This window comes from Bradyrhizobium sp. STM 3843, from assembly GCF_000239815.1.
Taxonomy (GTDB): Bacteria; Pseudomonadota; Alphaproteobacteria; order Rhizobiales; family Xanthobacteraceae; genus Bradyrhizobium.
In genome coordinates this window covers 35200-56747 of sequence record NZ_CAFK01000002.1, presented here as the reverse complement: position 1 = coordinate 56747, position 21548 = coordinate 35200, and the positions used below count along the sequence as shown (strand labels likewise).

Genomic DNA, 21548 nt, shown 5'->3' with positions numbered 1-21548 from the left:
TTCGCGGTCGCATCCGCAGTCCGCTCTCCCCCGTCGAGCAACGCGACTTCGCCGAACAGTTCGCCAGCGCTGATCAGGTTCAGGATTGCGTTACGCCCGTCCGGCGAAGAAACGCTGATCTTCACCGTACCGCTGATGACAATGTAGAGGCTGTTGCCTTGATCACCTTTGGAAAAGATCGTGGCGCCACGCTTCAGCGAGGTCGGCTTGGCGTACCGACAAAGCTGATCGAGCGCTTCCGAATCCAGATCCTGAAAAATGGGATGCTGGCGGAGCACCGATAGTTTGCCACTCGCAGAAGGTCGGGAGACCCCCCTCTTGTCGTCAGTCACGCCGCTCCTCCAGTATCGGATCTCACCGACCGGAAGATATTACCGAGGCGCTGGCGGAGTGTGGACCCAGGGGCGCGAGACCGGATAATGCTCACGCCACCCGCCCTCGAACAGCAAATGCAAGGTAAAGGTCTCAGGGCGGCAAGACCCCCTGGTCGTTCTGCCTTGCGTGACCGCTTCGGAATACGACAGATCGGCACCAGGAGAGTACAGCCGAGACTGGAGTGGTTAGCAATACCCGCCACAGCCAAAGGGTGTCTCAATGGCCGCAACGCAGCCTCGGCGGCCACGCAGGAGGGCAATTTAACCGCGCGGACTGCCTACAGCGCGATCCGAAAAATTTATCTGGAAATCGCGAGCGTACCAGCTATTCCCGGGCCGGGACGTCCTTCTTCAACTGGCTGGTTTGCGAATCGGCCCAGGCGAGCACGGCCGCGAACGCCACAAAGACCGCCACCACGGCCAAGCTGACCATCAATGCATCAAAAGGCATATCTTCCCCTCCCTCAAGTTTGAGGGGGAATGTCCTTCAGACGACCGTTTGGGTCTTTGATCGGGATCAAAATCGGAGCCGTCCCTCCATAAAGAATGGGTCAGGCAGCGGCCAGAGCCTCGGCGCGGGCAGCATCGCGCAGGCAGACGCCACCCGGCACAATCTCAATGATGCCCTCCCGCTCGAGCTTGGTGAAGGTACGGCTCACCGTTTCGATGGTCAGGCCGAGATAATCTGCGATGTCCTGCCGGCTCATCGGCAGCGGGACGACGTCCGACACGCCCCTCAGCGAAATCAAGCGATCCCGCCACCCTACAAGGAAGGTGGCGACCTTCTCCTCCGCGGATCGACGGCCCAGCAGAACCATATGGTCTCGGGCTTGATTCAGCTCCTGTACCGCAAGTTCGTTCATGCGCCGCAGCAAATTGGGCTTATCTTCGGCAAATCGCACGAACGGCGTCTTGGCGAATTGACAGACGGTCACCGGGCCAATGGCGTCCGCCGAGAAGCCATGACGCGCTTCGGTCGTCATCCCGACAAAGTCGCCGGGAAGGGCAAATCCCACGATCTGCCTCCGCCCGTCCGGCAGAAGCTTGTAGACCCGCATGACCCCGTCAAGGACGTTGTAGAAATAGCTGGTGGCATCCTCCTGCGTAAACACGGTTTCGCAGCTCGAAAAGTGAACCCGTCGGCTCAGATCTTCGAATTCATGCATCTCGATCTTGTCGAGCGATGCGCAAAGGCTGAATTGCCGGACGGCACAGTCGGCACAGGCTTGCCCATGCGGGTCAACTGCAACCAGGGGCATCTTCATACATCGCTCCGAACGGCCAGCACCAAGGAAGACGGCATTTTAGCCAATCGTCCGATTGGCGGTTGACGCAGATCAAATCGGCCCGCGCTCGGCTCAATATCTTGAAATCAATGCCCTCTCGCCAACGGATTGCGAATGCTGCGCCTTGCCTCTTGCCAGATGCTCGTGACACTCGCCTTGGTATCACCCGCTCTGGCCGCATCAACGGCGGAGCAACGCGGACGGGCCTACGCGCAGGCGCACTGCGCGAGATGTCACGCGATCGGCAGAACGGGCGACGGCCGCTTCAAGCCTGCCCCGCCCTTCCGGACCCTACATCAGCGCTATCCGATCGAATCGCTTGGCGAAGCCTTGGCGGAGGGGATCGTCACCGGTCACCCCGCGATGCCCGAGTTCGAGCTCGATCCAGAGCAAATTCACGACCTGCTCTCTTATCTGAAAACCTTCGAATAGCCCGCACCGGAGCTCGGTCTAAAGCGCCTGCGCCGTCCAGGCGATGACGTCCTTCGCCAGACGGCCGAAAGCATCATCAAAGGCCGAAACGGCTGTCGCCGGATCGAGCACACCGATTTTCTGGCTTTCGTCGAACAGCCGGGCGGCGATCACCTTTCCATTCTTGTCGACGAGCCGAGCGGAAAGACCGATTTGGGCGACCGGCCCCGTTTCCGTCGAGATTCGAAATTGGCGGACATCGATCAGGAGCTGAAAATCCGGTTGCCCAACATCCGTCGTCCGGAGCGGCGCGTGCGCAATATCGTAGTTCTCAAAGCTGTCGATCAGGCGCGCCTGCAACAGTTTTGGAATGCTGTCGGCCCAGAGAAACTCGGCAAAGCCGGGATAGTCCTTAACCGGCGCGAACAGCATGCGCTGGGTCTGCAGCATCGCAACAGCCGTTGGCTCGGGGATGGCCAGCTGCCCCTTCCAGATCTTGGTCCCATGCCCCAGATCGGTCGGTGCCCGCAGATCGAAGGTGACCTTCTGAACTGGGGTGCCGCCTCCGGTCAACTTCTCAAGGCCGGCAACAATGCCATCGAGCTTGCCGGTGTTTCGCGCCAAGCCTTCCGAAAAGGTCTTAAGATTTGCGATCGTATCCTTCAACGGTTCGGCATTTTCGGCAAGCACGGCATCCACCCGCCGCAGCGCGTCCCGCGCGGCCTGGGTCATGCTCTGACCCGCCCCTGGCTCGGCTAGCAGGGTTGGGACCGGACCGGACGACCCGGCAAGCGAGCCTCCCTCCAACGCAATCACGGGAACCCCGGTCAAACCCTGAAATTCGAGACCGACCTTGGTATCCGCATGCACCGGAGTAGCAGAAGCTACCGAAATCGTAGCGTTGACGCGCCGTGGATTCTCCGGGGCGAGGCCCAGTCCGGTGACCTCACCGACGCGGATACCATTGAAGAGAACGGCCGCACCAACAAGCAATCCCGGGACAGACCCCTCGAACTGCACGCGATAGCTCGTCCGCGGCCCCAGCCCGCCGGTGTTGTTGAGCCAATAGACGAAGCCGAAGATCGCAACGATCGCTGCCAGGACAAAGGCGCCGATCAAAGCGAACGGAGCACGCGTTTCCATCTCTCAACTCACTTTCGGTTGCAGCATCTGGGAGCGTTTGCCGTGGAAATAGGCCCTAACCCAAGGATGCTCTGATTGGAGCAGCTCACGCATTGGTCCGATCGCAACGATCTTGCCGTCGGCGAGCGCTGCGACGCGATCACACACCACATTCAGGCTCGCGAGATCATGGGTGACCATGAACACGGTCAGTCCGAGGGTTTGCTGCAGCGTCTTGATCAACGCATCGAAGTCACCCGCGGAGATCGGATCGAGCCCCGACGTTGGCTCATCCAGAAACACGATCGCTGGATCAAGCGCGAGGGCGCGCGCCAATGCGACGCGCTTGGTCATGCCTCCCGAGAGCTCGGAGGGAAACTTGTCGCCATCCTCCGGCGTCAAGCCCACCATTTCGAGCTTCGCAGTGGCGATCTCGTCCATCAGCGACTGCGACATTTGAAGACTTTCCCGGAGCGGGAACTGGATGTTCTGCCTGACGGTGAGCGATGAAAACAATGCGCCCTGCTGGAAGAGAATGCCCCAACGTCCCGCGATCCTCTCCCTGTCCTGGATGGCCCTGTCGCCGACGGGAACGCCCATCACCTCGATGGTCCCGCTCCGACGCGGGATGAGGCCGATGACCGTGCGCATCAGGACCGATTTACCTCCACCCGACGCACCGACCAAGCCAAGGATTTCACCTTTGCGGACATCGAGTGAAAGATGCTCCAGGACGATCTGCCGCCCGAAGCCGACCACGAGGTCACTGACGTGAATGGCCGATGTCGCTTCGCTCTGCGCCATGGCTACATTCCAATCGATGCAAAAAAGACGGCAAACAGGCCATCCAGCACAATCACCAAGAAGATCGACTTTACGACCGAAGTCGTTGTCTGCAGTCCGAGCGATTCGGCGCTACCCTTGACGCGAAGCCCCTCACTGCACGCCACGATGCCGATCACGAGCGCCATGAAGGGCGCCTTGAACATGCCGACCTCGAAATGCGTGACGGAGATCGCCTCATGCAAACGCGCGATGAAGATCGCCGGCGCCATGCCGCCGTAGAACTGGGCAACCAGGCCGCCGCCGTAGAGTGCCGCCATGGAGCCAATGAAGGCTAGGATCGGAAGCGTTAGGACCAAGGCAACCACGCGCGGCAGGATCAGGACCTCGACAGGATCAAGGCCCATGGTCATCAGCGCATCGATCTCTTCCCGCATCTTCATCGAGCCGAGTTCGGCCGTGTAGGCGCTCCCGGAGCGTCCCGCGACCATGATTGCCACGATCAGGACCCCGAGTTCGCGCAGGACCAGGATCCCGACCATATCGACAACGTAGGATTCGGCACCGAACCGACGAAAATGGAAGATGCCCTGTTGCGCGATGATCGCGCCGATCAGAAAGGTGATCAGCACAATAATTGGGATCGCCTGCCAGCCGATCCGGTACATCTGATATGCAAGGGATGTCAGCCGCAGCGAGCGGGGCCGTCGAATGACACTCGCGATGGCCAGAAAAAGCGAGGCCAGCATCTCCAGAAAGACAATAAATTCGCCAAACGCACCGATTGTAGATCGGCCCAGGTCATCGAGCTTGGCGACGATAGGAGACGGCTTTGGAAGGCTCGCCGCGGCTCGCCGGTTGACCCGCCGCACCTGCTCGATCAAGCCAATATAATGGCCGGCCACCCCGACCATCTCGATGTGATGGCCAGCTGAACCGAGCCGACGCGAGAGCTTCTCCAAGAGCCAAGCGCCAAGCGTGTCGAGTTCGCTCACGCCTTTGAGATCCATCTTGACCGCCTCGGAGCCACCGATATCCGTCTCGACGGAGTCGGTCAGGCGTTCAAGGACGGTCACATTTGCAGCGGTCCACGCACCGCCCGGGCGGAGCTCGACCAAATCTCCCGCCACTTCGGCCGTCAATACCGGTTGGGTACCCAAAACAGTTCTTCCGCTCTTGGATCAGGCCTCGTCAAACCTCGCCCTTCCTAAGGCAGCTTCTGACCTGCAAGTTGACCTAACTCAAACCAGGTCGGCCATGGCGCCGTTGAGCCAGATCAACCTGTCCACTGCGACATATTCTAGGATTTGTTTGAAAACATGGCTGGCAATCGATGTTTGACACGCGTGGGATCAGAGACGAGCTGCAGGCTCTTAAAAATGACCTCGCCGACGCTCTGTCGAAGAGAGGTGAATCGATTCTCGACATGTCGGAGAATGAGGTCAGGTCAGCTGCCGCTCAGATGAGCTCTGCATTGAAGGAGCTGAGCGACACGTTGGAGAGAGAGGAGGCCCAGCTTGAAAAGCTCGTGGGCGAGCATCCGATCGCCGCCCTGGCCTCGGCTCTCGCACTCGGCGTGACCATCGGCTGGCTACTCAGGAGGCATTAGGTGAACACGGAAAACGTCGTCAATCATCTGCGCATACTCTGGCGGACCGACAAGGTGATCGCCGACATCAGGCTTCGCCACCTGCTTGCAAGCCTCGGGATGCGGGCACTTGCGGCTTTGATCGCCGTGTTCGGGCTCATGATGTTTGAGTTGGCTGCGTATTTCTGGCTGGTCCAGATTTGGTCAGCCATAACGGCGGCTGTTATCCTGGGGGCCGTTGACGTCGCCATCGCGGCGATCCTGTTCGCCCTGGCTTCTCGCTCGCCTTCCGGACGCGAGCTTGAGCTCGCCAACGATATCCATGGCGCCTCGATTGAGGCGTTACAGCTGGAAGCGCGTGCATTTCAGTCGCAGGTCACCGGTGTCATGAGTCATCCGTTGGATGCTGCCCTTCCGCACCTGATGGTACCGTTAATCAGCATCATCGTGAAAAGTCTGAGGCGACATACGTCAGATAGCAGCACTAGCCACACCTAACGCTGCCGCTGTTCCGTTGTTTACCGAGACCACGTTACAGCCTCAGCTTCACATTGCAGAGATCGTGCTCCATGGGATCTGTTTTCACCTCGAACCCAAGCTGTCGACACATGTCGAGCATCACGATGTTTTCCTGCAGTACGTCGCCCGAGATGACCTTGAGGCCCTCCGATCTCGCATATTCGATGATGAGCTGCATCAAGGCCCAGCCGAGCCCTTTTCCCTTCAGGTCAGATCGGAGTAAGATCGCGTATTCCCCGTTTTCATAGATCGAGTCGGAGTGGATGCGCACGACGCCGACCAGATCCTGACTGGCCTCATCAAAAGCGACAAAAGCCATCGCACGCGCATAGTCGAGCTGCGTCAATCGGGCGATGAATTCGTGCGTGAACTCCTTGATCGGCGCGAAGAAGCGCAACCGCAAATCGTCTGCGGTCACATGCTTCAGAAATTCGTGAATCAACGGCTCGTCCTCGGGACGGATCGGACGAGCAACGATCCGCCAGCCGTCCTTGATCTGAAGATGGCGTTCCCATTGTGTTGGATAGGCCCGAACGGCAAAATTGGATGGACCTGAACCCTTGAATTTCGGTGCCGCCTTTCCGATCGCCACGCGTGCATCGACTGCCAACACGCCGCTCTCGTCGGCCAGCAACGGATTTATGTCGAGCTCACGGATCTCGGGAAGGTCCGCCGCCATCTGCGCCAGCTTCACCAGAACCATCGCGACTGCGTCCGGCTTGACCGCTGGGACGTCCCGATAAGCGCGCAGCAACCTGGAAACGCGGGTGCGCTCAACCAGATCACGCGCCAAATGCAGATCGAGCGGCGGCAGGGCCAGGGCCTTGTCGTTGATGATTTCGACCGCGGTTCCACCGCGGCCGAACACGATGACCGTGCCGAAGGTCGGATCATCGGCAATTCCCATGATCAGCTCGCGCGCCTTGGCGCGCACCACCATCGCCTGCACGATCACGCCGGAGATCCGCGCATCCGGACGAAGCTTTTGGGCCCGGCTCATGATGTCATGCGCAGCCGCGCGGACGGCCTGTGGCGAGGTCAGATTGAGAACGACGCCACCGACGTCGGACTTGTGGACAATGTCACGTGACAAAATCTTCAAGACCACCGTCGCGCCCTGGTCAAACAACTGGGTCGCACAAGAGACCGCCTGATCGACGTCGGATGCAGCGAACGTTTGTACCATCGAAATGTCGTAGGCTTCGAGCAGCCGTTTGATCTCGACCGGATCGAGCCATGTCCGTCCATCGGCCAGCGCCGCCAAGACGATGCCGCGGGCGGTCTCGATATCGGGCGTAAAGGAGACCGGCATCTCCGGCGGGACTGCCGCGAGCGCCTCCTTTACCTCACGATGGCGAACCAGATGCATGAAGCCACGGACGGCATCGTCCTCCGTCGGGTAGTTGGGAATTGACGCGCTGCTCAGCGTTTCAATGATGGTTTGATCCGCGCCGATCCAGGCAGCGAGAACCGGCTTCGCCCAACGTCGATGCTGCTTGCGATACGTGCTCACCAGTTCAGAAACCGCCATTGCGATGCCGTTCGCGGACGCGAGCGCGGTCTGAACGTTCATCACCAGAACGGCATCATTGCTCGGGTCAGAGAGCAAGACCTCAAGCGCCGCAGTGTAGCGGGCGGCATCGGCATCGCCGACAACGTCGACAGGGTTCGATCCAGACCAGGTCGGCGGCAGGACCGCGTCAAGCTTCTCGCGACTGTCCTGCGCCAGACTCGCGGCTATTCCACCGAGCTCGACGAGGCGATCGACAGCAAGAACACCGATCCCGCCACCATTGGTTAGAATGGCGAGGCGCTTTCCCGTCGGCGATTCCACCCGCCCGAGCGTCTCTGCACAATCGAACAATTCGCGAAGATCGGAAACGCGCAGCACGCCGGCCCGACGGAACGCCGCCTCGTAGACGGCATCTGCGCCCGCAAGCGCGCCGGTATGGGTCGCGGCCGCCATGGCCCCTTGCACGGCCCGCCCCGATTTGACGACCACGACCGGCTTGATCCTCGCAGCCGCACGGGCGGCCGACATGAACTTCCGGGCGTCCTTGATGGCCTCGATATAAAGCAGGATAGCGCGGGTCTTGCCGTCCAATGCGAAATAATCCAGGAGATCCCCAACGTCGACGTCGAGTTGATCGCCGATCGAGACGATGCCGGAAAACCCGACATCGCGCTGGGCCGCCCAATCCACCATGCCTGCCGCAATCGCGCCTGACTGGGAGATTAACGCCAAGCTTCCTGCGCAGGGCATATGTGCCGCGAAACTGGCATTCAGACGGCCCTCGGGCATCATGATGCCCATGCAATTCGGTCCGATCAGACGCATGCCGTACTTCTGAGCCGCGCGTTCAGCCTGCTCGGCCAAAGACCCCCGTCCGTGCCCCAGCCCCGATGTGACGATCAACGCGCCAGCGGCGCCCAGACCGCCCGCCTGGTCAATCAACTCGGGAACGCTTCCCCGGGGCGCCGTGACCACGATGAGTTCGGGCACGAACGCCAATTGATTGAGGCTGCGGACGGCGCTGACACCAGAAATTTCGCTGTAGCGCGAATTGACCAGTCCAAAGTCGCCTGTGAATCCGGACTTCCTGACGTTTTCCAGGATAGCTCGCCCGACAGAATTCTGACGCAGACTTCCGCCCACCAAGGCAATGGACCGCGGCGACAGCAGGTTCTTCAGGCGGTAAGTCGACATCAGCGAAGCGTCCGATGGTTGTCCAAGCAGAACATGTGTTGCATTTGAAACAACTCTCAACAAGGACCGTTCACGTGTGGCGCGACATCCCAAGGCGCCATGGTATTCCGGCCTGTGAAAGATGCATGATATCGCTCCAGCCGCTCGCTGCCGAGGCAGATATGCTATCTTCCGCGAGGTTCCACTTGGTGCCTTGACGGAAGTCAAGTGTATGCAGCTGCGGTCACTTTAATGAGCACTTGACCGGCCTGGAGCTCATCGATGCATGCGATGGTTTTGCGAACAGCGGGAGCCCCTCTCGAGCTTGAGGATCGAGCAGATCCGGCGCCTGGACCAGGTGAGATCCGCGTCAAGATTCGCGCGTGCGGCGTGTGTCGGACCGACTTGCATGTGCTAGATGGCGAGTTGCCGGGCATCAGATATCCTATCATACCAGGACATGAGATCGTCGGACGGGTCGATCAGATCGGGCCAGACGTAACCTCCCATCGGATCGGCGAGCGCGTTGGCGTTCCCTGGCTGGGATATACGTGTGGCGTTTGCCGTTTCTGCAGCAACGGTATGGAAAATCTTTGCGATTATCCGCTGTTCACCGGCTATACCCGTGATGGGGGCTTTGCCACTCACACGATTGCAGACGCGCGCTATGCGTTTCCGCTTGGTGAGGGCGACGACGATGTCGCAATCGCTCCACTTCTGTGCGCCGGGTTGATCGGCTGGCGGTCGCTCGTCATGACGGGCCAGGCGGAACGGCTAGGCATCTATGGCTTTGGCGCTGCTGGCCACATCGTGGCCCAGGTTGCGCGCTGGCAAGGGCGTCAGGTCTATGCATTCACCCGCCGCGGTGATGAAGCCGCTCAAAATCTCGCCCGGGAACTTGGTGCGATATGGTCAGGCGCATCGGATGACCTGCCCGAAATGCCGCTGGACGCCGCAATTATATATGCACCCGTCGGGGAGTTGATCCCGCTCGCGCTGCGCGCGGTCCGCAAGGGCGGTCGGGTGGTTTGTGCAGGCATCCACATGAGCGACCTCCCAAGCTTCCCTTACAGGCTCCTGTGGGAGGAACGCCAGCTCGTCTCCGTGGCCAACCTGACGCGCCAGGACGGCTTGGATTTCCTGAGGATCGCGCCGCAGGCAGGGATTCACACCCATACGACCCCTTACCCGCTGGCGCAGGCGAATGAGGTTCTTGCCAGGCTGAGGCAAAGCGAAATCCTCGGCGCAGCCGTTCTTGTCCCCAATGAATAGCACGACACCATCGTCATCTCCGGAGACGTCGACGCAAGATGCTGTGTTCGCCTTTCTCAGCGATCCAGCACATCATCGCCAGGTCCGGCGGATCGACACCCACGCTGCTTCAGTGTTCCTGGAAGGCAATCGCGCCCTCAAGATCAAGCGCGCTGTTCGGTTTCCGTTTCTTGACTATTCCACGCTGGAGAAGCGCAAGGCTGCATGTGAGGATGAGCTGCGCATCAACAAGCCGTTTGCACCGGAGATTTACCATCGCGTTGTGGCCGTTGTGCGGATGGACGACGGTACACTCTCAATAGATGGACCGGGAACGCCGCTGGAATATGCGGTGGACATGACCCGCTTCGACGAAAGCCGCACATTTGATCACCTCGCAGCGCGTGGCGAAGTCACCGCCGTGCTCGCCGAACGCATGGCGGATACGATCGCAAGCTCGCATGAGGTCGCCGAACCTCGGCCCAGCGCCCCCTGGATCGGCTCGATCGAGAGGATTATCCAGGCCTTTATCGCCGCCTTTAAGGCCGGCCCTTGGTTCGCCTCGGATGAGATCGAGCAACTCGCGGAGGCTTCGCAATCGACATTTGCGCGCGTGAAGTCCCCCTTGGAGGGGCGTGGCAGACAAGCTTATGTCCGGCGCTGCCATGGCGACCTTCACCTCGCCAACATTGTTCTGATTGGGCAGCGTCCCGTCTTGTTCGATGCGATCGAATTCGACGAACGGATGGCGTCGATCGATGTTCTCTATGATCTCGCGTTCCCCTTAATGGACCTGCTGTATTACGACCAGCAGACTGCGGCCAATCACCTGCTCAATCGTTATCTCGCAATTACGCCAGTCGACAATCTCGATGGCCTTGCTGCTCTTCCTCTATTCATGTCGATGCGGTCGGCCATCCGCGCGCAGGTTCTGCTTGCGCGACTTGATCGGGCTGGTTCCGACCAGACCGGCGTCGTCCAGGCCGCAACGCGCTATTTCCAACTGGCGCGCCGCTTGATCCAACCGGCGGCCTCGCTTCTGGTTGCCGTTGGAGGACTTTCCGGAACGGGAAAATCAGTCTTGGCTCGTGCCATTGCGCCCTCGATCCGGCCTTCGCCGGGCGCGATCGTGTTGCGCAGTGATGTGCTTCGCAAGCAGCTGTTCGGCGTCCGCGAGACGGATCGCCTGCCGCCAGACGCATACAATGCTGACGCTGGTCGAAAAGTTTATGAGCTCCTCCTTGAGCACGCGGGCCGCGTCTTATCGGGCGGTTATTCTGTCGTGGTCGACGCCGTGTTCGCACGTGAGGACGAGCGAACAGCCGTTACCCATCTGGCTCGGAAAATGAAAATTCCATTTGCCGGCTTCTTTCTGACGGCGGACTTGGCGATCCGCCAGGCTCGCGTCGGCACCCGCAAGGCGGACGCGTCCGATGCAACGCCCGAGATTGCGGGATTGCAGGAAGGATATGATATTGGCCCAATAGACTGGGCAGTCATCGACGCGTCTGGAAGTACCGAGGCAACGCTCGCGCAGTGCCAACCTCAGCTTCCGCGGTAGGCCACGCAGCGCCGCTCCGCAGAAGCCGCGGCGCTCTCGCGAGCTCACTACAGATGCACGTAGTCTCCCGGTGCATCCGGCAACTGGTTGGAAGTCCCCGGCACCCCCATTGAGGGCGGCTCGCATGGCTCTCCAGATCGGCTATTGAGCCAGCCAACCCACTCGGGCCACCACGATCCTTCGATCCGGGCCGCGGTCTTTTGCCACTCGTCGGGGCCAAGGTAAGGTGCGTCTGCGAGCTTTGTTTTCACCTGATAGAAATGGCCGGGTTCGCTCGGTGGCGCGACGACGCCGGCGTTATGTCCACCGCTCGCCAACACAAAGGTGACGTCCGCATCCACCTCATAGTGAATCTTATAGGTTGACCTCCATGGCGCCACATGATCGCGGATCGTCCCCACTACGAACATGGGGGTATGAATATCGGACAGTGAGATCGACCGGCCATCGACCATATAGCGGCCTTCAGCGAGATCATTGTGCAGAAAGAGCTTGCGCAGATATTCGGAGTGCATCCGCGCGGGCAGCCGGGTCGCGTCCGCATTCCAGGCCATCAGATCGCTCGGGTGCGCGCGCTCACCCATCAGATAATCCCGCGAGACCCTGGACCAGATCAGATCATTGGACCGTAACAGCTGGAAGGCGCCAGCCATCTGCGTAGTGTCGAGATATCCTCGCTCCCACATCATGTCTTCGAGGAATGCGACCTGGCTCTCATTGATGAACAGCGTGAGCTCACCCGCTTCGGTGAAGTCGGTTTGCGCGGCCAGCAGTGTGATCGATTTGAGGCGACGATCCCCATCGCGCGCCATTGCAGCGCTGGTGATCGACAACAAGGTCCCCCCTAGACAGTAGCCCAGCGCATGGACATGTCGTCGGGGCATGATGAGCCCGATCATGTCGAGCGCCGCTTTAACCCCCAGCGTCCGATAGTCGTCGAACGCAACATCCCGGTCGCCGGCGCTCGGATTTCGCCAGGAGATCATGAAAACCGTAAATCCCTGGGCGGTGAGATATCTCACCATCGAATTATGGGCCGATAGGTCGAGAATGTAGTACTTCATGATCCAGGCAGGCACGATCAAGATAGGTTCGGGCCGAACCTTTTCGGTCGTCGGGCTGTATTGAATCAGTTCGATCAGCTCGTTCCGATAGATGATCTTGCCGGGCGACGCAGCCACCGTTTTGCCAACGATGAACTCCGCGTTTCCCGTGCCCGGCTTGCTCGAGGCCAGCAGCTGCAGTAAATCGCTGCACCAGTGCTGACAGCCGAACACGAAATTCTCACCGCCGCTCTGGAACGTCTTCTGCAGGACTTCGGGATTAGTGCCCGCAAAGTTCGACGGCGCAAACATGTCGAGCGTCTGTCGAACAGAGAATTCGACAATCGCTTCATTCGCAGGTGCAACACCGCGGACATCGGTGGTCGCATTGTGCCACCACTGCTCGCCAAGCAAAAATGCTTGAGCCAAAAAGTTGAACGGCTCGATTTCCCACTCGGGCTTGACGAACCTATGGTCAGTGGGCTGCGGCTTGATCAAGTCCCACGGTTTGCGCTCAGGCGCCGCAGAATGCAGCGCCCGCTGAGCAAGTTGCGTGCTGAAGCGCATCGCATCGCGAAAGATCTCGATCTGCCGTTGCGGCGCGGTCGCAAGGTGGGAGGCCCAATCGAAATAGGCCATCGACAGCGCGATCGGGGAAAGGCCGCCCGTCAAACGCGCGAGGGTTGCAGTGAAGGCCTTATCCAGCTCGTGATCTTCATGCCCCAGCTCCTGCGAACGACCGACCTTCGGCTGAGCCTCCGTCAGCAACGGCCGCTCTGCAGCCTCACGCGGGGCAAGGGCGTGTGGCACGGCGGGCGCGTCGGCTTTGGACAAGGCAACTATCGGCTTCACGAGCATCTTTCCTTCGGGGGTTGCTTCAAATGACGCATGCCGTGGACGGATCAACTCTGTCCTGCTCGTCCGGTCAGCTTGAGGCTCGCATCAATCATCCGCTGACCGTGTTTGAACAGCCGCTCGCAATCGCGCCTCAAGAATTCGATCTGATGTTGACCGCACTCTTGCAACATTGTCTGCCCGCCATGCACAGAGTGCACACCGGCGACCTTTGAAACAAACTCCATGAACAAATGAGTCTCGGTACGAGCCCGATCCAGGAGTTCATTGCCCATGAAAACAGCCTCTTCCAGTGCGATTCGTTGAGCACCGCACACCAAGTCCAGCATTTGTTTGTTGGAACTTGCGATGCGTTTTGAAATGTCAACAGTCAGCGGGTCATCCCCAACGGCACGGGCCTTGGAAAGTTCAGGCATCACAGACCTCCACCTCCCTGATCAGGATCCGATCCATATGGTATCGGCCACGAGAAACATTGAGCTGCATCAAGCTCATTTGCGGCGGCGATTGACCTGCATCAAATGGCCTCGCGGCCGGAACGCTAGCTTTTGCGAGACTTTTAACGCCGGAGTTTGCCATGCGCGCCCATCAGATCATGACCCGTCCCGTCATCACCGTCACCCCTGAGACCCCGATCGTCGAAGCTGCAAACATCATGCTGACGCGGCATGTCAGTGGCTTGCCTGTGGTCGACAGCGCGGGCAAGCTCGTCGGCGTCGTATCCGAGGGCGACTTCATCCGCCGGAGCGAAATCGGTACGGAGCGCAAGCGTGGCCGCTGGCTTCGATTTATTCTCGGCCCGGGCAAATCCGCTGCGGACTTCGTCCAGGAGCATGGCCGCAAGGTATCGGAGGTCATGACCAAGGCGCCGTTGACGATCACCGAAGATACCGCTTTGGCGGAAATCGTCGACATCATGGAAAGGAATCACGTCAAGCGGCTGCCGGTGACCCGGGGAGATCAGGTGGTCGGTATCGTCTCCCGCGCCAATCTGCTTCAGGCGGTGGCCTCATTGGCTCGCCAGGTGCCGGACCCGACCGCTGATGACGATCACATCCGCAACCGCATCATTGATGTCCTGGAGAAGAACGACTGGTGTCCCTTTGGCCTCAGCGTGATCGTCAAGGACGGCATCGTCCACCTGAGCGGCGTCATCACCGAGGAGCGGTCACGGCAGGCAGCTGTGGTGGCCGCCGAAAACGTCGACGGCGTACAAAAGGTTCACGACCATCTCTGTTGGGTTGATACCATGTCCGGCATGTACCTGAATTCGCCGGAAGATGAAGACATGGCGAAAGCCAGCTAGACCGGCCGATGCAGGGCGCCCCCGCGCAGGGGCGCCTGTTCATTGCCAACGGGCTACCGGCGGAGGCTGAACTCAGTCGATCAACTTGCCGTTCGGCCCAAAGAACGGATGGGGTCCGTCGAAATCTCCGATTGGAACCTGATGGGTCACGATGGCTCCGAAGCCGTCCCCCGGAAGCCAAGTATGGAGATGAAACGCTGGTGGCTCGATCTTGAATGACGGCGCGCGCAGTTCCGCCACGTCGAGATCGACCGCATGGTTCGGTGCCGGACAAATCGTGCAGGGAACGCCAGCGAACATCGCCAGCGTCGCCCGATGGACGTGACCGCATCCAATCAATTGCAGGCGCGGGTGACGTCTGACGATCAGCGCCAGATCGGATGCATTGCGCAGGTTCTGCCGATCCATATGCCAGATGCCGGTCGCAAACGGCGGATGGTGGAGAAAAACCAGAGCAGGACGCTCGGTCGACGTGGAAAGTGTAGCTTCCAGCCAATCGCAGGTGGAACCGTCTAGTTCGCCTTGTGGATGACCGGGTACGCTCGAATCGAGCAGAATGATCTCCAAGCCTTCCACGACCACTCGCTGGTTCAATGGACCGGCAGAATTTGCATAGGAACGATCCGGAAATGCTGCGCGCATGAGCTCGCGCGAATCGTGGTTGCCCGGAATGGCAACGAACGGGATCTTCAACCGAGACAGCAATCGGGCGAGATGCTCGTACTCCTGCTCGGTCGGGGTATCCACGAGGTCCCCTGAAATGACCACGAGATCAAGCGTCGGTTCGAAGTGATTGAGCGCCTCGATGCAGCGCTCGAGAGCTGCTGCCGTATCGACACGCCGATAGGCCAGCCGGCCCGGAGCCTTGATATGAAGATCGGAGATTTGAGCAATCAGGATCGGGCGTCTTGACATCTGATCACCGCCGGTCCGGGGGCAGAAAGCGTATCGCCTCAGGCGCAATGGCAAGCCCGATCCGCTCTCCGACCGCAACCTCAATCGTGTTGGCCGTATCGACCACGAGAGGCTTGTCCGACACGTCACGGACGACGATCCGCTGCCGATCTCCTGAGAAGCGCACGCTCTCGACCACACCGTTTAAGGCTGCGCCGTCGGAGCGTACAATTCGAATCGTTTCCGGACGCACCATCGCAACGGCGGTCGTCAGATCTTCGGAACCGTTGACCGGTTGCCGGCCGCCTGCCAGCATCAACCGCCCATCTTCAATCGGAGCTTCGATGATGTTTGCTGCTCCGATGAACTCGGCAACGAACCGATCGGCCGGCTTGAAATAGATGTCGCGAGGCGAACCGACCTGGGCAATGGCGCCCTTGCGCATGACCACCACCTTGTCGCCGAGCTCCATGGCCTCAGCTTGATCATGCGTGACATAGATCGCAGTGATGCCAAGCGTCCGCAACAGCCGATTGAGCTCGCTCCGCAGCCGTTCGCGCAACGCGGCATCGAGCGCAGTCAGGGGCTCGTCAAGCAGCAGAACGCTGGGCCGGATCGCGACCGCACGCGCCAAGGCGACGCGCTGACGCTGACCACCCGACAACTGATCGATGCGACGGTCTTCGAGACCCGAGATATTGGTCAGCTGCACCAGCTCGGCAACGCGGGCGGCACGTTCAGGTTTCGCGACACCACGGATCTTCAAGCCGTAGGCGATATTCTCGGCCACCGTCATGTTTGGAAAGAGCGCATAGGATTGAAACACCATGCCGACATTCCGCCGCTCGATCGGCGAGCTCGTCAGATCTTTGCCATCGAACAGCACCCGGCCGCCGGAATCGGGGGTCTCCAATCCGGCGATAATGCGCAACAAGGTCGTCTTGCCGCATCCCGAAGGCCCCAGCAGCACGAGCGTTTCGCCGCTCGCAACGTCGAGCGTGGTCGGCTCGAGCGCGCGCGTGCCATCGGCATAAGTCTTCGCGCAGCCTTCAACCCGCAGCGACACGCCGTGTTCAAGGCCTGTTTTCACCGCACGCCTCCTCTTCCGCCGAACCACTGCATGGCGACCAGGAGCGGAATGATCATGATGAAGAAAATCAGCGTGTAGGCTGAAGCCACTTCGAGCCGCATGGAAGCGTAGCTGTCGGCGAGGCCGATCGGCAAAGTTTTGGTCAAAGGCGTATGGAGCATCCAGGTCAGATTGAATTCGCCAAGAGACAGCGTCACCACCATGAGGCTGCCGGCCAAAATGCCCGGCGATGCATTAGGGACGATGACGTCGCGGAAGCGGCGCCACGGCGATGCGCCGAGCGAAGCCGCGCCCTCGTCGAGCGTCTTGACGTCAACATTTGCAAACACCGCCATCACCGACCGCACCATGAACGGCATTGTAAAGATGACGTGCCCGACGAGAATGAACAACCAGGAACGCCGAAAATCGCCGAAGCCGCCATAGGTCAGCAGCAACCCGAGCGCGAGCGCCAGACCGGGAATCGCCACCGGAAGCGTGATGATTTCTTCGACGCCACGCGAAAGCCGACCGCCGCGAATGTACAGGGCATAGGCCGCGGGAACGCCAGCAAGCAGCGTCACTGCCAGCGTTCCGAAAGCGATAACGAACGATAGCAGGATGGTACTCGCGTAGAGCTCCCAGACCTGGACGACCCATTGCAGCGTCAATCCCGATTGAATGCCTCGAAAATAGTTCACGGTGATACCGGCGGTCATCGAGAGACCTGCCGGTACGACGAGGAACGCCGCAACCAACATGGTAAAGAGCAACTGAGCGGCAAAGATCATTCGATCCCGCATGGCATCATCCCGCGGCGGCCACGGCATTGCCGCTGAACGAGCGGGCCAGCGCCAGGATCATCCAGGTAATCACGCCAAGCCCGATTGACAGCGCAGCGGAAGTGGCGAGATTTCCAGCTAAGGTAAACTCGGTATAGATCAGCATCGGTAGAACGTCGATGTTGGTCGCGAGTGTGAACGCCGTGCCAAACGCGCCCATAGCGGTCGCAAAGGCTATCGCGCCAGCGGCGACGAAAGCCGGCATCAACGCCGGCAGCACGACATCACGCTGCACGGCCCAAGGCCCCGCCCCCAGCGAACGGGCCGCCTCCTCAAGGCCGGGATCGAGCTTCTGCGCAGCCGCCATGATGGTCAGAATGACCCGCGGAATCGAAAAATAAAGATAACCCAAGAATAAGCCATGGATCGAATAGGCGAAAACGAGCTTGTCGCCGCTGAGGCGACTTGTCACCTCCCCTATCAGGCCTTGGCGCCCCGCGAGCAGAATGATCATAAAGCCAACCACAACACCGGGAAACGCGAGGGGAAAGGTTAGGATCGCGATCAGCAAGGAGCGCCCGGGAAATCGGTGCCGCTGCAGAAACATTCCGGTGATGGTCGCGACGACCAAAGTCGTCACCGTCGTCGCGGCAGCGAGCACGACGGTGTTGATGAGCGTCATCCGATAGCGGGGCTCGACCACGATGGACAGGTATTCCGAAAACCCTTTCGGGCCTTCGGATCCGGTGATGAGAAGTTTCGCCATAGGCAGCAGAAAGAAAGCTGCCGTCGAAATGCTCAACGGCAGCAGGCAGAGCCAGACAAAAGATCGATGCGACATGAGAGGATAGTGCCCCAACTCAGCTCAAGCAGGGGCCGCAGATTACGCTATCTGACCTCGGCAAGATAGCGATCGACGAAGCCCTTTTGCACGTTTTCCATCTCGCCCCAATCGACACTCTTGGCCCGCGCATAATCGCTGTCCGGCAAGAACTTGCTCTTCACAGCATCAGGCAAATCGATCGGCCGCGCCGGGCGCAGATAGGCATTGGTCCAGATCGCCTGCCCCTTGTCAGACAAGAGATAGTCCAGCACCTTCTTCGCTTTTTCCTTATCGGGTGCATTCTTCACGAGACCAACCACGTAAGGAAATACGACCGACCCTTCGCAAGGAATCACGAACTCGAAATTCCCCTTCTCCGAATACTTGGCGCGATAGGCGTTGAAATCGTAGTCGAACAGGATCGGCATCTCGCCGGAGACCACGCGGGCATAGGAGGTCTGCTTGGGCACGATCGGATCGTTCTTGCGCAGCTCCTTAAAATAGCTGATCGCCGGGTCAAAGTTGGTGGCCGACCCGCCAAGCGCGAGATTGACCGCGACGGCGCCGACATATCCAACGGCAGCGGAGCTCGGATCGAGATAACCGACCATTCCCTTGTAGTCTGGCTTGAGCAGATCCTTCCAGCACGCCGGCACCGGCTTGCCGCCAAGCGCATCCTTATTCACGAATAGGCCGAGCGTGCCGGAGTGGATGGTCGTCCAGTAGCCGTCCGGATCCTTCAGGCCTGCCGGGACCTGGTCCCAATGCGCCGGCCTATACGGCTCGAGTGCATCCTGCGCCTTCGCTTTCATGCCGAACGTGACGCCGAAATAGCCGATATCACCGACCGGATTGCTCTTCTCTGCAAGGATCTGAGCCAGCGCCTGGCCTGAGTTCTTGTTGTCGTGCGGAATATCATAGCCGAGATCGGCCTTGATTGCTTTGAGCATGGAAGCCCAATCCGCCCATTCCGGAGGGCAGTTGTAACAGATGACGTCTGCGGCTTCGGCCGACTGCCATGGAGCCATGACGACAAGCGCAAACAGTATCACAACGAATCGGATGGCATTCATGACAAGGACTCCGTGGCTCCGGCATCTCAGCCCGTGGTGCTTCGGATTTGACGTTCGCATCCCGGCGTTTCGGTCAGCAGAATACCAAACGTCAAATCCGCTCCGCTCGCGTTGGGTTTCCCCTAAAGGCCGCATATGAAGGATTTGCGACACAACCGATGACCATATGGCGCACGTTGCGGCTACCGCAGGGTGCGCGACTCATGACTTATGACGAACGAAACCTGCGACCTCGGCGGCCATAGCTATCAGATTTCATCCTTAGAGTTGCGCTCGTCCGCGGTCTGGAATTGGCCGAAACCACCGCGCAGGAAAACGAGCGGCTCGATCGTGTTGTAAGAATAGGCTTCCACCGCGCCGAGAAAGATCACATGGTCGCCGCCATAGTACCGACCGACGGATCGGCACTGAAAATTCGCCACGCTCTCTCTTAGGACAGGTGCCCGTCCGAGTCCGGGGTCCCATTCGACTCCGGCGAATTTGTCTTCTGAAGATTTCGCGAACTTGTTCGCCAGCGCCTGTTGGGATGATCCCAGAACGTTGACCGCAAAATGAGTCGCGCTCTGAAACACGTTCAAGCTGGAGGAATAAAGAAGCAGGCTCCAGAGCACCAATGGAGGGTTAAGCGACACCGAGGCAAACGAGTTGCATGTCAGTCCATATGGCCGGCCGTTCGAATCGGCGGCGGTGATGATCGTTACACCCGTCGCATAGGTCCCGAGCGCGTTGCGAAAATCCCGCGGGTCAATCGGCGAACTGTCGCTGGCGAGTTCTTTAGCCGGGTCCGGAGTCGCCGGAGGCTTCGACGTATCATTCATCCTGATGCCTCAGAGCGTCAGGTTGTCGGAGGGCAGACCAAGCACCACCCGACCGTAGCTGGTACCTGCCGCGTCGAAATTAAACGCAATGTGCGAGCTAATTGCGTGCGCATCGCGAAATTGCCGTTGCAAGACTCCGCTCGTAAACAAGCCTCGTGCACCGCTTGCCGCAAACAGCAGAGAAACAGCCTCCGTGCACAGATTGACGGAGTAGGCTCCGTCACGCCGATAGCGTGTCTTCGTCGTCATATCCGGAACGATGCCACGCTGCGCATCCTCCATGGCCTGCACGCAGCACGATCGCATGATCATACGGGCCGTATCGATCTTGACCGACGCTTCGGCGATCTTGAGCTGCGTGCTTTGCAGATCGCTGAGCTTTGCCCGGTTGTAGGTCGAGGCGCGGTGCTGAGCTCCGTCGATATAATCCTCGAGGCACGCTTGCGCGTTACCCAGAGCAACCCCGGAGAGAGCGAAAGGAAATAGAGAGAAGACCGGCAATGCATAAAGCGGATTGGGATTGACGCGACTGCCCGGTGTCATTCCCCCTGTCAAGTCGTTCACACCCACGGTCATCTCGTCAGCGACAAAGGCATCACGCACCTCGACGTCGTTGGAGCCGGTCCCTCGCAGACCGGCAGCATTCCAGGTGTCGAGAATGTTGTAGTCTCTCCGTGGCAACAGGAAAATCCGGTACTCGACGCCATCGGCTTCATCGTCGGAAGCAACCACGCTGGCCAACATGTTCCACTGACATGAGGCGACGCCGGACGACAACGGCCAACTGCCGCGCAATTCGTAGCCACCGCGCACTTTTCGAGCTCGGCCCGCAGGGAAGATAAAGGAAGATGCAATCAAAGTCTCGGCGTTATCTCCCCAAATCCGGTCCTGCGCCCGAGGGTCGAACATCGCCAACATCCAGTGATGGCTCGCCAGGTTGGCGACATTCCAAGCAACCGACGCATCGGCGCGCGCGAGCAGCTCGGCGCAATCGACCAGCGCGACGTAGTCGAACTCAAGCCCGCCTACGCGTTTCGGCTGCAAAATCCGAAATAAGCCGACATCCTGCAGATCCTGCTCAGTCTCTGGGGGAACGCGGCGCAGTTCTTCGGTTTGCTCCGCGCGTTCACGAAGCAGCGGCAACAGCGCCTTCGCCTGCGCTTCGATCGGTTCAAACGCCCCCGGTCGTGGGGCGGGCAGATGCGAACCCGGCTGCTGGCTGGTCGTCATCCCAGGCATCCTCCGCGGAGCGTCCGTTATTTCGTTTCAGGCGAGGCCGTTGCGATGCCTCATTGTGATACGTT

Annotated in this window: 22 protein-coding genes; 6 read left to right on the top strand and 16 right to left on the bottom strand. The window is 59.7% G+C overall.

Annotation, left to right across the window (positions count from 1 at the left end; all coding sequences use genetic code 11):
* From BRAS3843_RS00475 to BRAS3843_RS00470, 3 genes are all read right to left on the bottom strand, one after another.
* Nucleotides 1-332: cyclic nucleotide-binding domain-containing protein (locus tag BRAS3843_RS00475; RefSeq protein WP_035980448.1), on the bottom strand; the 332-nt coding region annotated here is incomplete at its 3' end.
* Nucleotides 333-699: 367 nt separating this feature from the next.
* Nucleotides 700-825: a hypothetical protein gene (locus BRAS3843_RS42455; protein WP_277996467.1), complete on the bottom strand. Its 126-nt coding sequence runs from the start codon at nucleotides 823-825 to the stop codon at nucleotides 700-702.
* A gap of 100 nt (nucleotides 826-925) precedes the next feature.
* On the bottom strand, nucleotides 926-1639 hold the full coding sequence (locus BRAS3843_RS00470; protein WP_008966704.1) for a helix-turn-helix domain-containing protein: 714 nt from the start codon (nucleotides 1637-1639) through the stop codon (nucleotides 926-928).
* Between the two features lie 135 nt (nucleotides 1640-1774).
* Here BRAS3843_RS00470 and BRAS3843_RS00465 point away from each other — a divergent pair, with 135 nt between their 5' ends.
* Nucleotides 1775-2092 (top strand): cytochrome c, encoded by a 318-nt coding sequence (locus BRAS3843_RS00465; protein ID WP_008966703.1) that lies wholly within the window; start codon nucleotides 1775-1777, stop codon nucleotides 2090-2092.
* 18 nt (nucleotides 2093-2110) lie between these two features.
* Here BRAS3843_RS00465 and BRAS3843_RS00460 read toward each other — a convergent pair whose 3' ends face one another.
* From BRAS3843_RS00460 to BRAS3843_RS00450, 3 genes are read right to left on the bottom strand one after another with little or no spacing between them, the layout of a single operon-like run.
* Nucleotides 2111-3214: an MlaD family protein gene (locus tag BRAS3843_RS00460; RefSeq protein ID WP_008966702.1), complete on the bottom strand. Its 1104-nt coding sequence runs from the start codon at nucleotides 3212-3214 to the stop codon at nucleotides 2111-2113.
* Between the two features lie 3 nt (nucleotides 3215-3217).
* A complete protein-coding gene (locus BRAS3843_RS00455) occupies nucleotides 3218-3997 on the bottom strand; it encodes an ATP-binding cassette domain-containing protein (protein ID WP_008966701.1) in 780 nt (259 codons plus the stop codon).
* 2 nt (nucleotides 3998-3999) lie between these two features.
* Nucleotides 4000-5136 (bottom strand): ABC transporter permease, encoded by a 1137-nt coding sequence (locus BRAS3843_RS00450; RefSeq protein WP_008966700.1) that lies wholly within the window; start codon nucleotides 5134-5136, stop codon nucleotides 4000-4002.
* 173 nt (nucleotides 5137-5309) lie between these two features.
* Here BRAS3843_RS00450 and BRAS3843_RS00445 point away from each other — a divergent pair, with 173 nt between their 5' ends.
* Together BRAS3843_RS00445 and BRAS3843_RS00440 are read left to right on the top strand one after the other, a co-directional pair.
* Entirely contained in the window at nucleotides 5310-5585 is a 276-nt protein-coding gene (locus BRAS3843_RS00445) for a hypothetical protein (protein WP_008966699.1), read from the top strand.
* Nucleotides 5586-6062 carry a phage holin family protein gene (locus tag BRAS3843_RS00440; RefSeq protein WP_008966698.1) on the top strand — a complete coding sequence of 159 codons (477 nt, stop codon included), beginning with the start codon at nucleotides 5586-5588 and terminating at the stop codon, nucleotides 6060-6062. It abuts the gene before it with no gap.
* A 34-nt stretch (nucleotides 6063-6096) separates the two neighbouring features.
* Here the strand turns inward: BRAS3843_RS00440 and BRAS3843_RS00435 are convergent, their stop codons facing one another.
* Nucleotides 6097-8790 (bottom strand): bifunctional acetate--CoA ligase family protein/GNAT family N-acetyltransferase, encoded by a 2694-nt coding sequence (locus BRAS3843_RS00435; protein ID WP_008966697.1) that lies wholly within the window; start codon nucleotides 8788-8790, stop codon nucleotides 6097-6099.
* Nucleotides 8791-9051: 261 nt separating this feature from the next.
* On the opposite strand from BRAS3843_RS00435, the gene BRAS3843_RS00430 reads away from it, so the two are divergent.
* The gene (locus BRAS3843_RS00430) at nucleotides 9052-10041 is read left to right on the top strand and encodes a zinc-dependent alcohol dehydrogenase family protein (protein ID WP_035980439.1); all 990 of its coding nucleotides are present in this window, start codon (nucleotides 9052-9054) and stop codon (nucleotides 10039-10041) included.
* Nucleotides 10034-11581, top strand: coding sequence for a bifunctional aminoglycoside phosphotransferase/ATP-binding protein (locus BRAS3843_RS00425; protein WP_035980438.1), 1548 nt, complete (start codon nucleotides 10034-10036; stop codon nucleotides 11579-11581). The genes BRAS3843_RS00430 and BRAS3843_RS00425 overlap by 8 nt, the downstream gene beginning before the upstream one ends.
* A 47-nt stretch (nucleotides 11582-11628) precedes the next feature.
* Here BRAS3843_RS00425 and BRAS3843_RS00420 read toward each other — a convergent pair whose 3' ends face one another.
* Nucleotides 11629-13482, bottom strand: a complete 1854-nt coding sequence (locus BRAS3843_RS00420) for an alpha/beta fold hydrolase (RefSeq protein ID WP_008966694.1) — start codon at nucleotides 13480-13482, stop codon at nucleotides 11629-11631.
* Between the two features lie 44 nt (nucleotides 13483-13526).
* Nucleotides 13527-13895: a phasin family protein gene (locus BRAS3843_RS00415; protein ID WP_035980436.1), complete on the bottom strand. Its 369-nt coding sequence runs from the start codon at nucleotides 13893-13895 to the stop codon at nucleotides 13527-13529.
* 161 nt (nucleotides 13896-14056) lie between these two features.
* Between BRAS3843_RS00415 and BRAS3843_RS00410 the strand changes: the two genes are divergently transcribed.
* Nucleotides 14057-14785: a CBS domain-containing protein gene (locus BRAS3843_RS00410; RefSeq protein WP_008966691.1), complete on the top strand. Its 729-nt coding sequence runs from the start codon at nucleotides 14057-14059 to the stop codon at nucleotides 14783-14785.
* 72 nt (nucleotides 14786-14857) lie between these two features.
* Here BRAS3843_RS00410 and BRAS3843_RS00405 read toward each other — a convergent pair whose 3' ends face one another.
* The 7 genes from BRAS3843_RS00405 to BRAS3843_RS00375 form a co-directional block, all read right to left on the bottom strand.
* Nucleotides 14858-15700 (bottom strand): phosphodiesterase, encoded by an 843-nt coding sequence (locus tag BRAS3843_RS00405; protein WP_008966690.1) that lies wholly within the window; start codon nucleotides 15698-15700, stop codon nucleotides 14858-14860.
* A gap of 4 nt (nucleotides 15701-15704) precedes the next feature.
* Nucleotides 15705-16769 carry an ABC transporter ATP-binding protein gene (locus tag BRAS3843_RS00400; RefSeq protein ID WP_008966689.1) on the bottom strand — a complete coding sequence of 355 codons (1065 nt, stop codon included), beginning with the start codon at nucleotides 16767-16769 and terminating at the stop codon, nucleotides 15705-15707.
* Nucleotides 16766-17551: an ABC transporter permease subunit gene (locus BRAS3843_RS00395; RefSeq protein WP_008966688.1), complete on the bottom strand. Its 786-nt coding sequence runs from the start codon at nucleotides 17549-17551 to the stop codon at nucleotides 16766-16768. Before BRAS3843_RS00395 ends, BRAS3843_RS00400 begins: the two co-directional genes overlap by 4 nt.
* 4 nt (nucleotides 17552-17555) lie before the next feature.
* A complete protein-coding gene (locus BRAS3843_RS00390) occupies nucleotides 17556-18371 on the bottom strand; it encodes an ABC transporter permease (protein ID WP_008966687.1) in 816 nt (271 codons plus the stop codon).
* 47 nt (nucleotides 18372-18418) lie between these two features.
* Entirely contained in the window at nucleotides 18419-19426 is a 1008-nt protein-coding gene (locus BRAS3843_RS00385; protein WP_008966686.1) for an ABC transporter substrate-binding protein, read from the bottom strand.
* 248 nt (nucleotides 19427-19674) lie between these two features.
* Nucleotides 19675-20244: a flavin reductase family protein gene (locus tag BRAS3843_RS00380; RefSeq protein ID WP_008966684.1), complete on the bottom strand. Its 570-nt coding sequence runs from the start codon at nucleotides 20242-20244 to the stop codon at nucleotides 19675-19677.
* Nucleotides 20245-20253: 9 nt separating this feature from the next.
* Nucleotides 20254-21474: an acyl-CoA dehydrogenase family protein gene (locus BRAS3843_RS00375; protein ID WP_008966683.1), complete on the bottom strand. Its 1221-nt coding sequence runs from the start codon at nucleotides 21472-21474 to the stop codon at nucleotides 20254-20256.
* Nucleotides 21475-21548 lie beyond the last annotated feature (74 nt).

Coding starts and splice junctions, on each gene's coding strand:
- BRAS3843_RS00445 (WP_008966699.1), top strand. CDS start 5,310: ATGTTTGACACGCGTGGGATCAGAGACGAGCTGCAGGCTCTTAAAAAT.
- BRAS3843_RS00470 (WP_008966704.1), bottom strand. CDS start 1,639: ATGAAGATGCCCCTGGTTGCAGTTGACCCGCATGGGCAAGCCTGTGCC.
- BRAS3843_RS00435 (WP_008966697.1), bottom strand. CDS start 8,790: ATGTCGACTTACCGCCTGAAGAACCTGCTGTCGCCGCGGTCCATTGCC.
- BRAS3843_RS00410 (WP_008966691.1), top strand. CDS start 14,057: ATGCGCGCCCATCAGATCATGACCCGTCCCGTCATCACCGTCACCCCT.
- BRAS3843_RS00455 (WP_008966701.1), bottom strand. CDS start 3,997: ATGGCGCAGAGCGAAGCGACATCGGCCATTCACGTCAGTGACCTCGTG.
- BRAS3843_RS00375 (WP_008966683.1), bottom strand. CDS start 21,474: ATGACGACCAGCCAGCAGCCGGGTTCGCATCTGCCCGCCCCACGACCG.
- BRAS3843_RS00425 (WP_035980438.1), top strand. CDS start 10,034: ATGAATAGCACGACACCATCGTCATCTCCGGAGACGTCGACGCAAGAT.
- BRAS3843_RS00415 (WP_035980436.1), bottom strand. CDS start 13,895: ATGCCTGAACTTTCCAAGGCCCGTGCCGTTGGGGATGACCCGCTGACT.
- BRAS3843_RS00465 (WP_008966703.1), top strand. CDS start 1,775: ATGCTGCGCCTTGCCTCTTGCCAGATGCTCGTGACACTCGCCTTGGTA.
- BRAS3843_RS00390 (WP_008966687.1), bottom strand. CDS start 18,371: ATGTCGCATCGATCTTTTGTCTGGCTCTGCCTGCTGCCGTTGAGCATT.
- BRAS3843_RS00460 (WP_008966702.1), bottom strand. CDS start 3,214: ATGGAAACGCGTGCTCCGTTCGCTTTGATCGGCGCCTTTGTCCTGGCA.
- BRAS3843_RS00420 (WP_008966694.1), bottom strand. CDS start 13,482: ATGCTCGTGAAGCCGATAGTTGCCTTGTCCAAAGCCGACGCGCCCGCC.
- BRAS3843_RS00385 (WP_008966686.1), bottom strand. CDS start 19,426: ATGAATGCCATCCGATTCGTTGTGATACTGTTTGCGCTTGTCGTCATG.
- BRAS3843_RS42455 (WP_277996467.1), bottom strand. CDS start 825: ATGCCTTTTGATGCATTGATGGTCAGCTTGGCCGTGGTGGCGGTCTTT.
- BRAS3843_RS00430 (WP_035980439.1), top strand. CDS start 9,052: ATGCATGCGATGGTTTTGCGAACAGCGGGAGCCCCTCTCGAGCTTGAG.
- BRAS3843_RS00405 (WP_008966690.1), bottom strand. CDS start 15,700: ATGTCAAGACGCCCGATCCTGATTGCTCAAATCTCCGATCTTCATATC.
- BRAS3843_RS00395 (WP_008966688.1), bottom strand. CDS start 17,551: ATGCGGGATCGAATGATCTTTGCCGCTCAGTTGCTCTTTACCATGTTG.
- BRAS3843_RS00380 (WP_008966684.1), bottom strand. CDS start 20,244: ATGAATGATACGTCGAAGCCTCCGGCGACTCCGGACCCGGCTAAAGAA.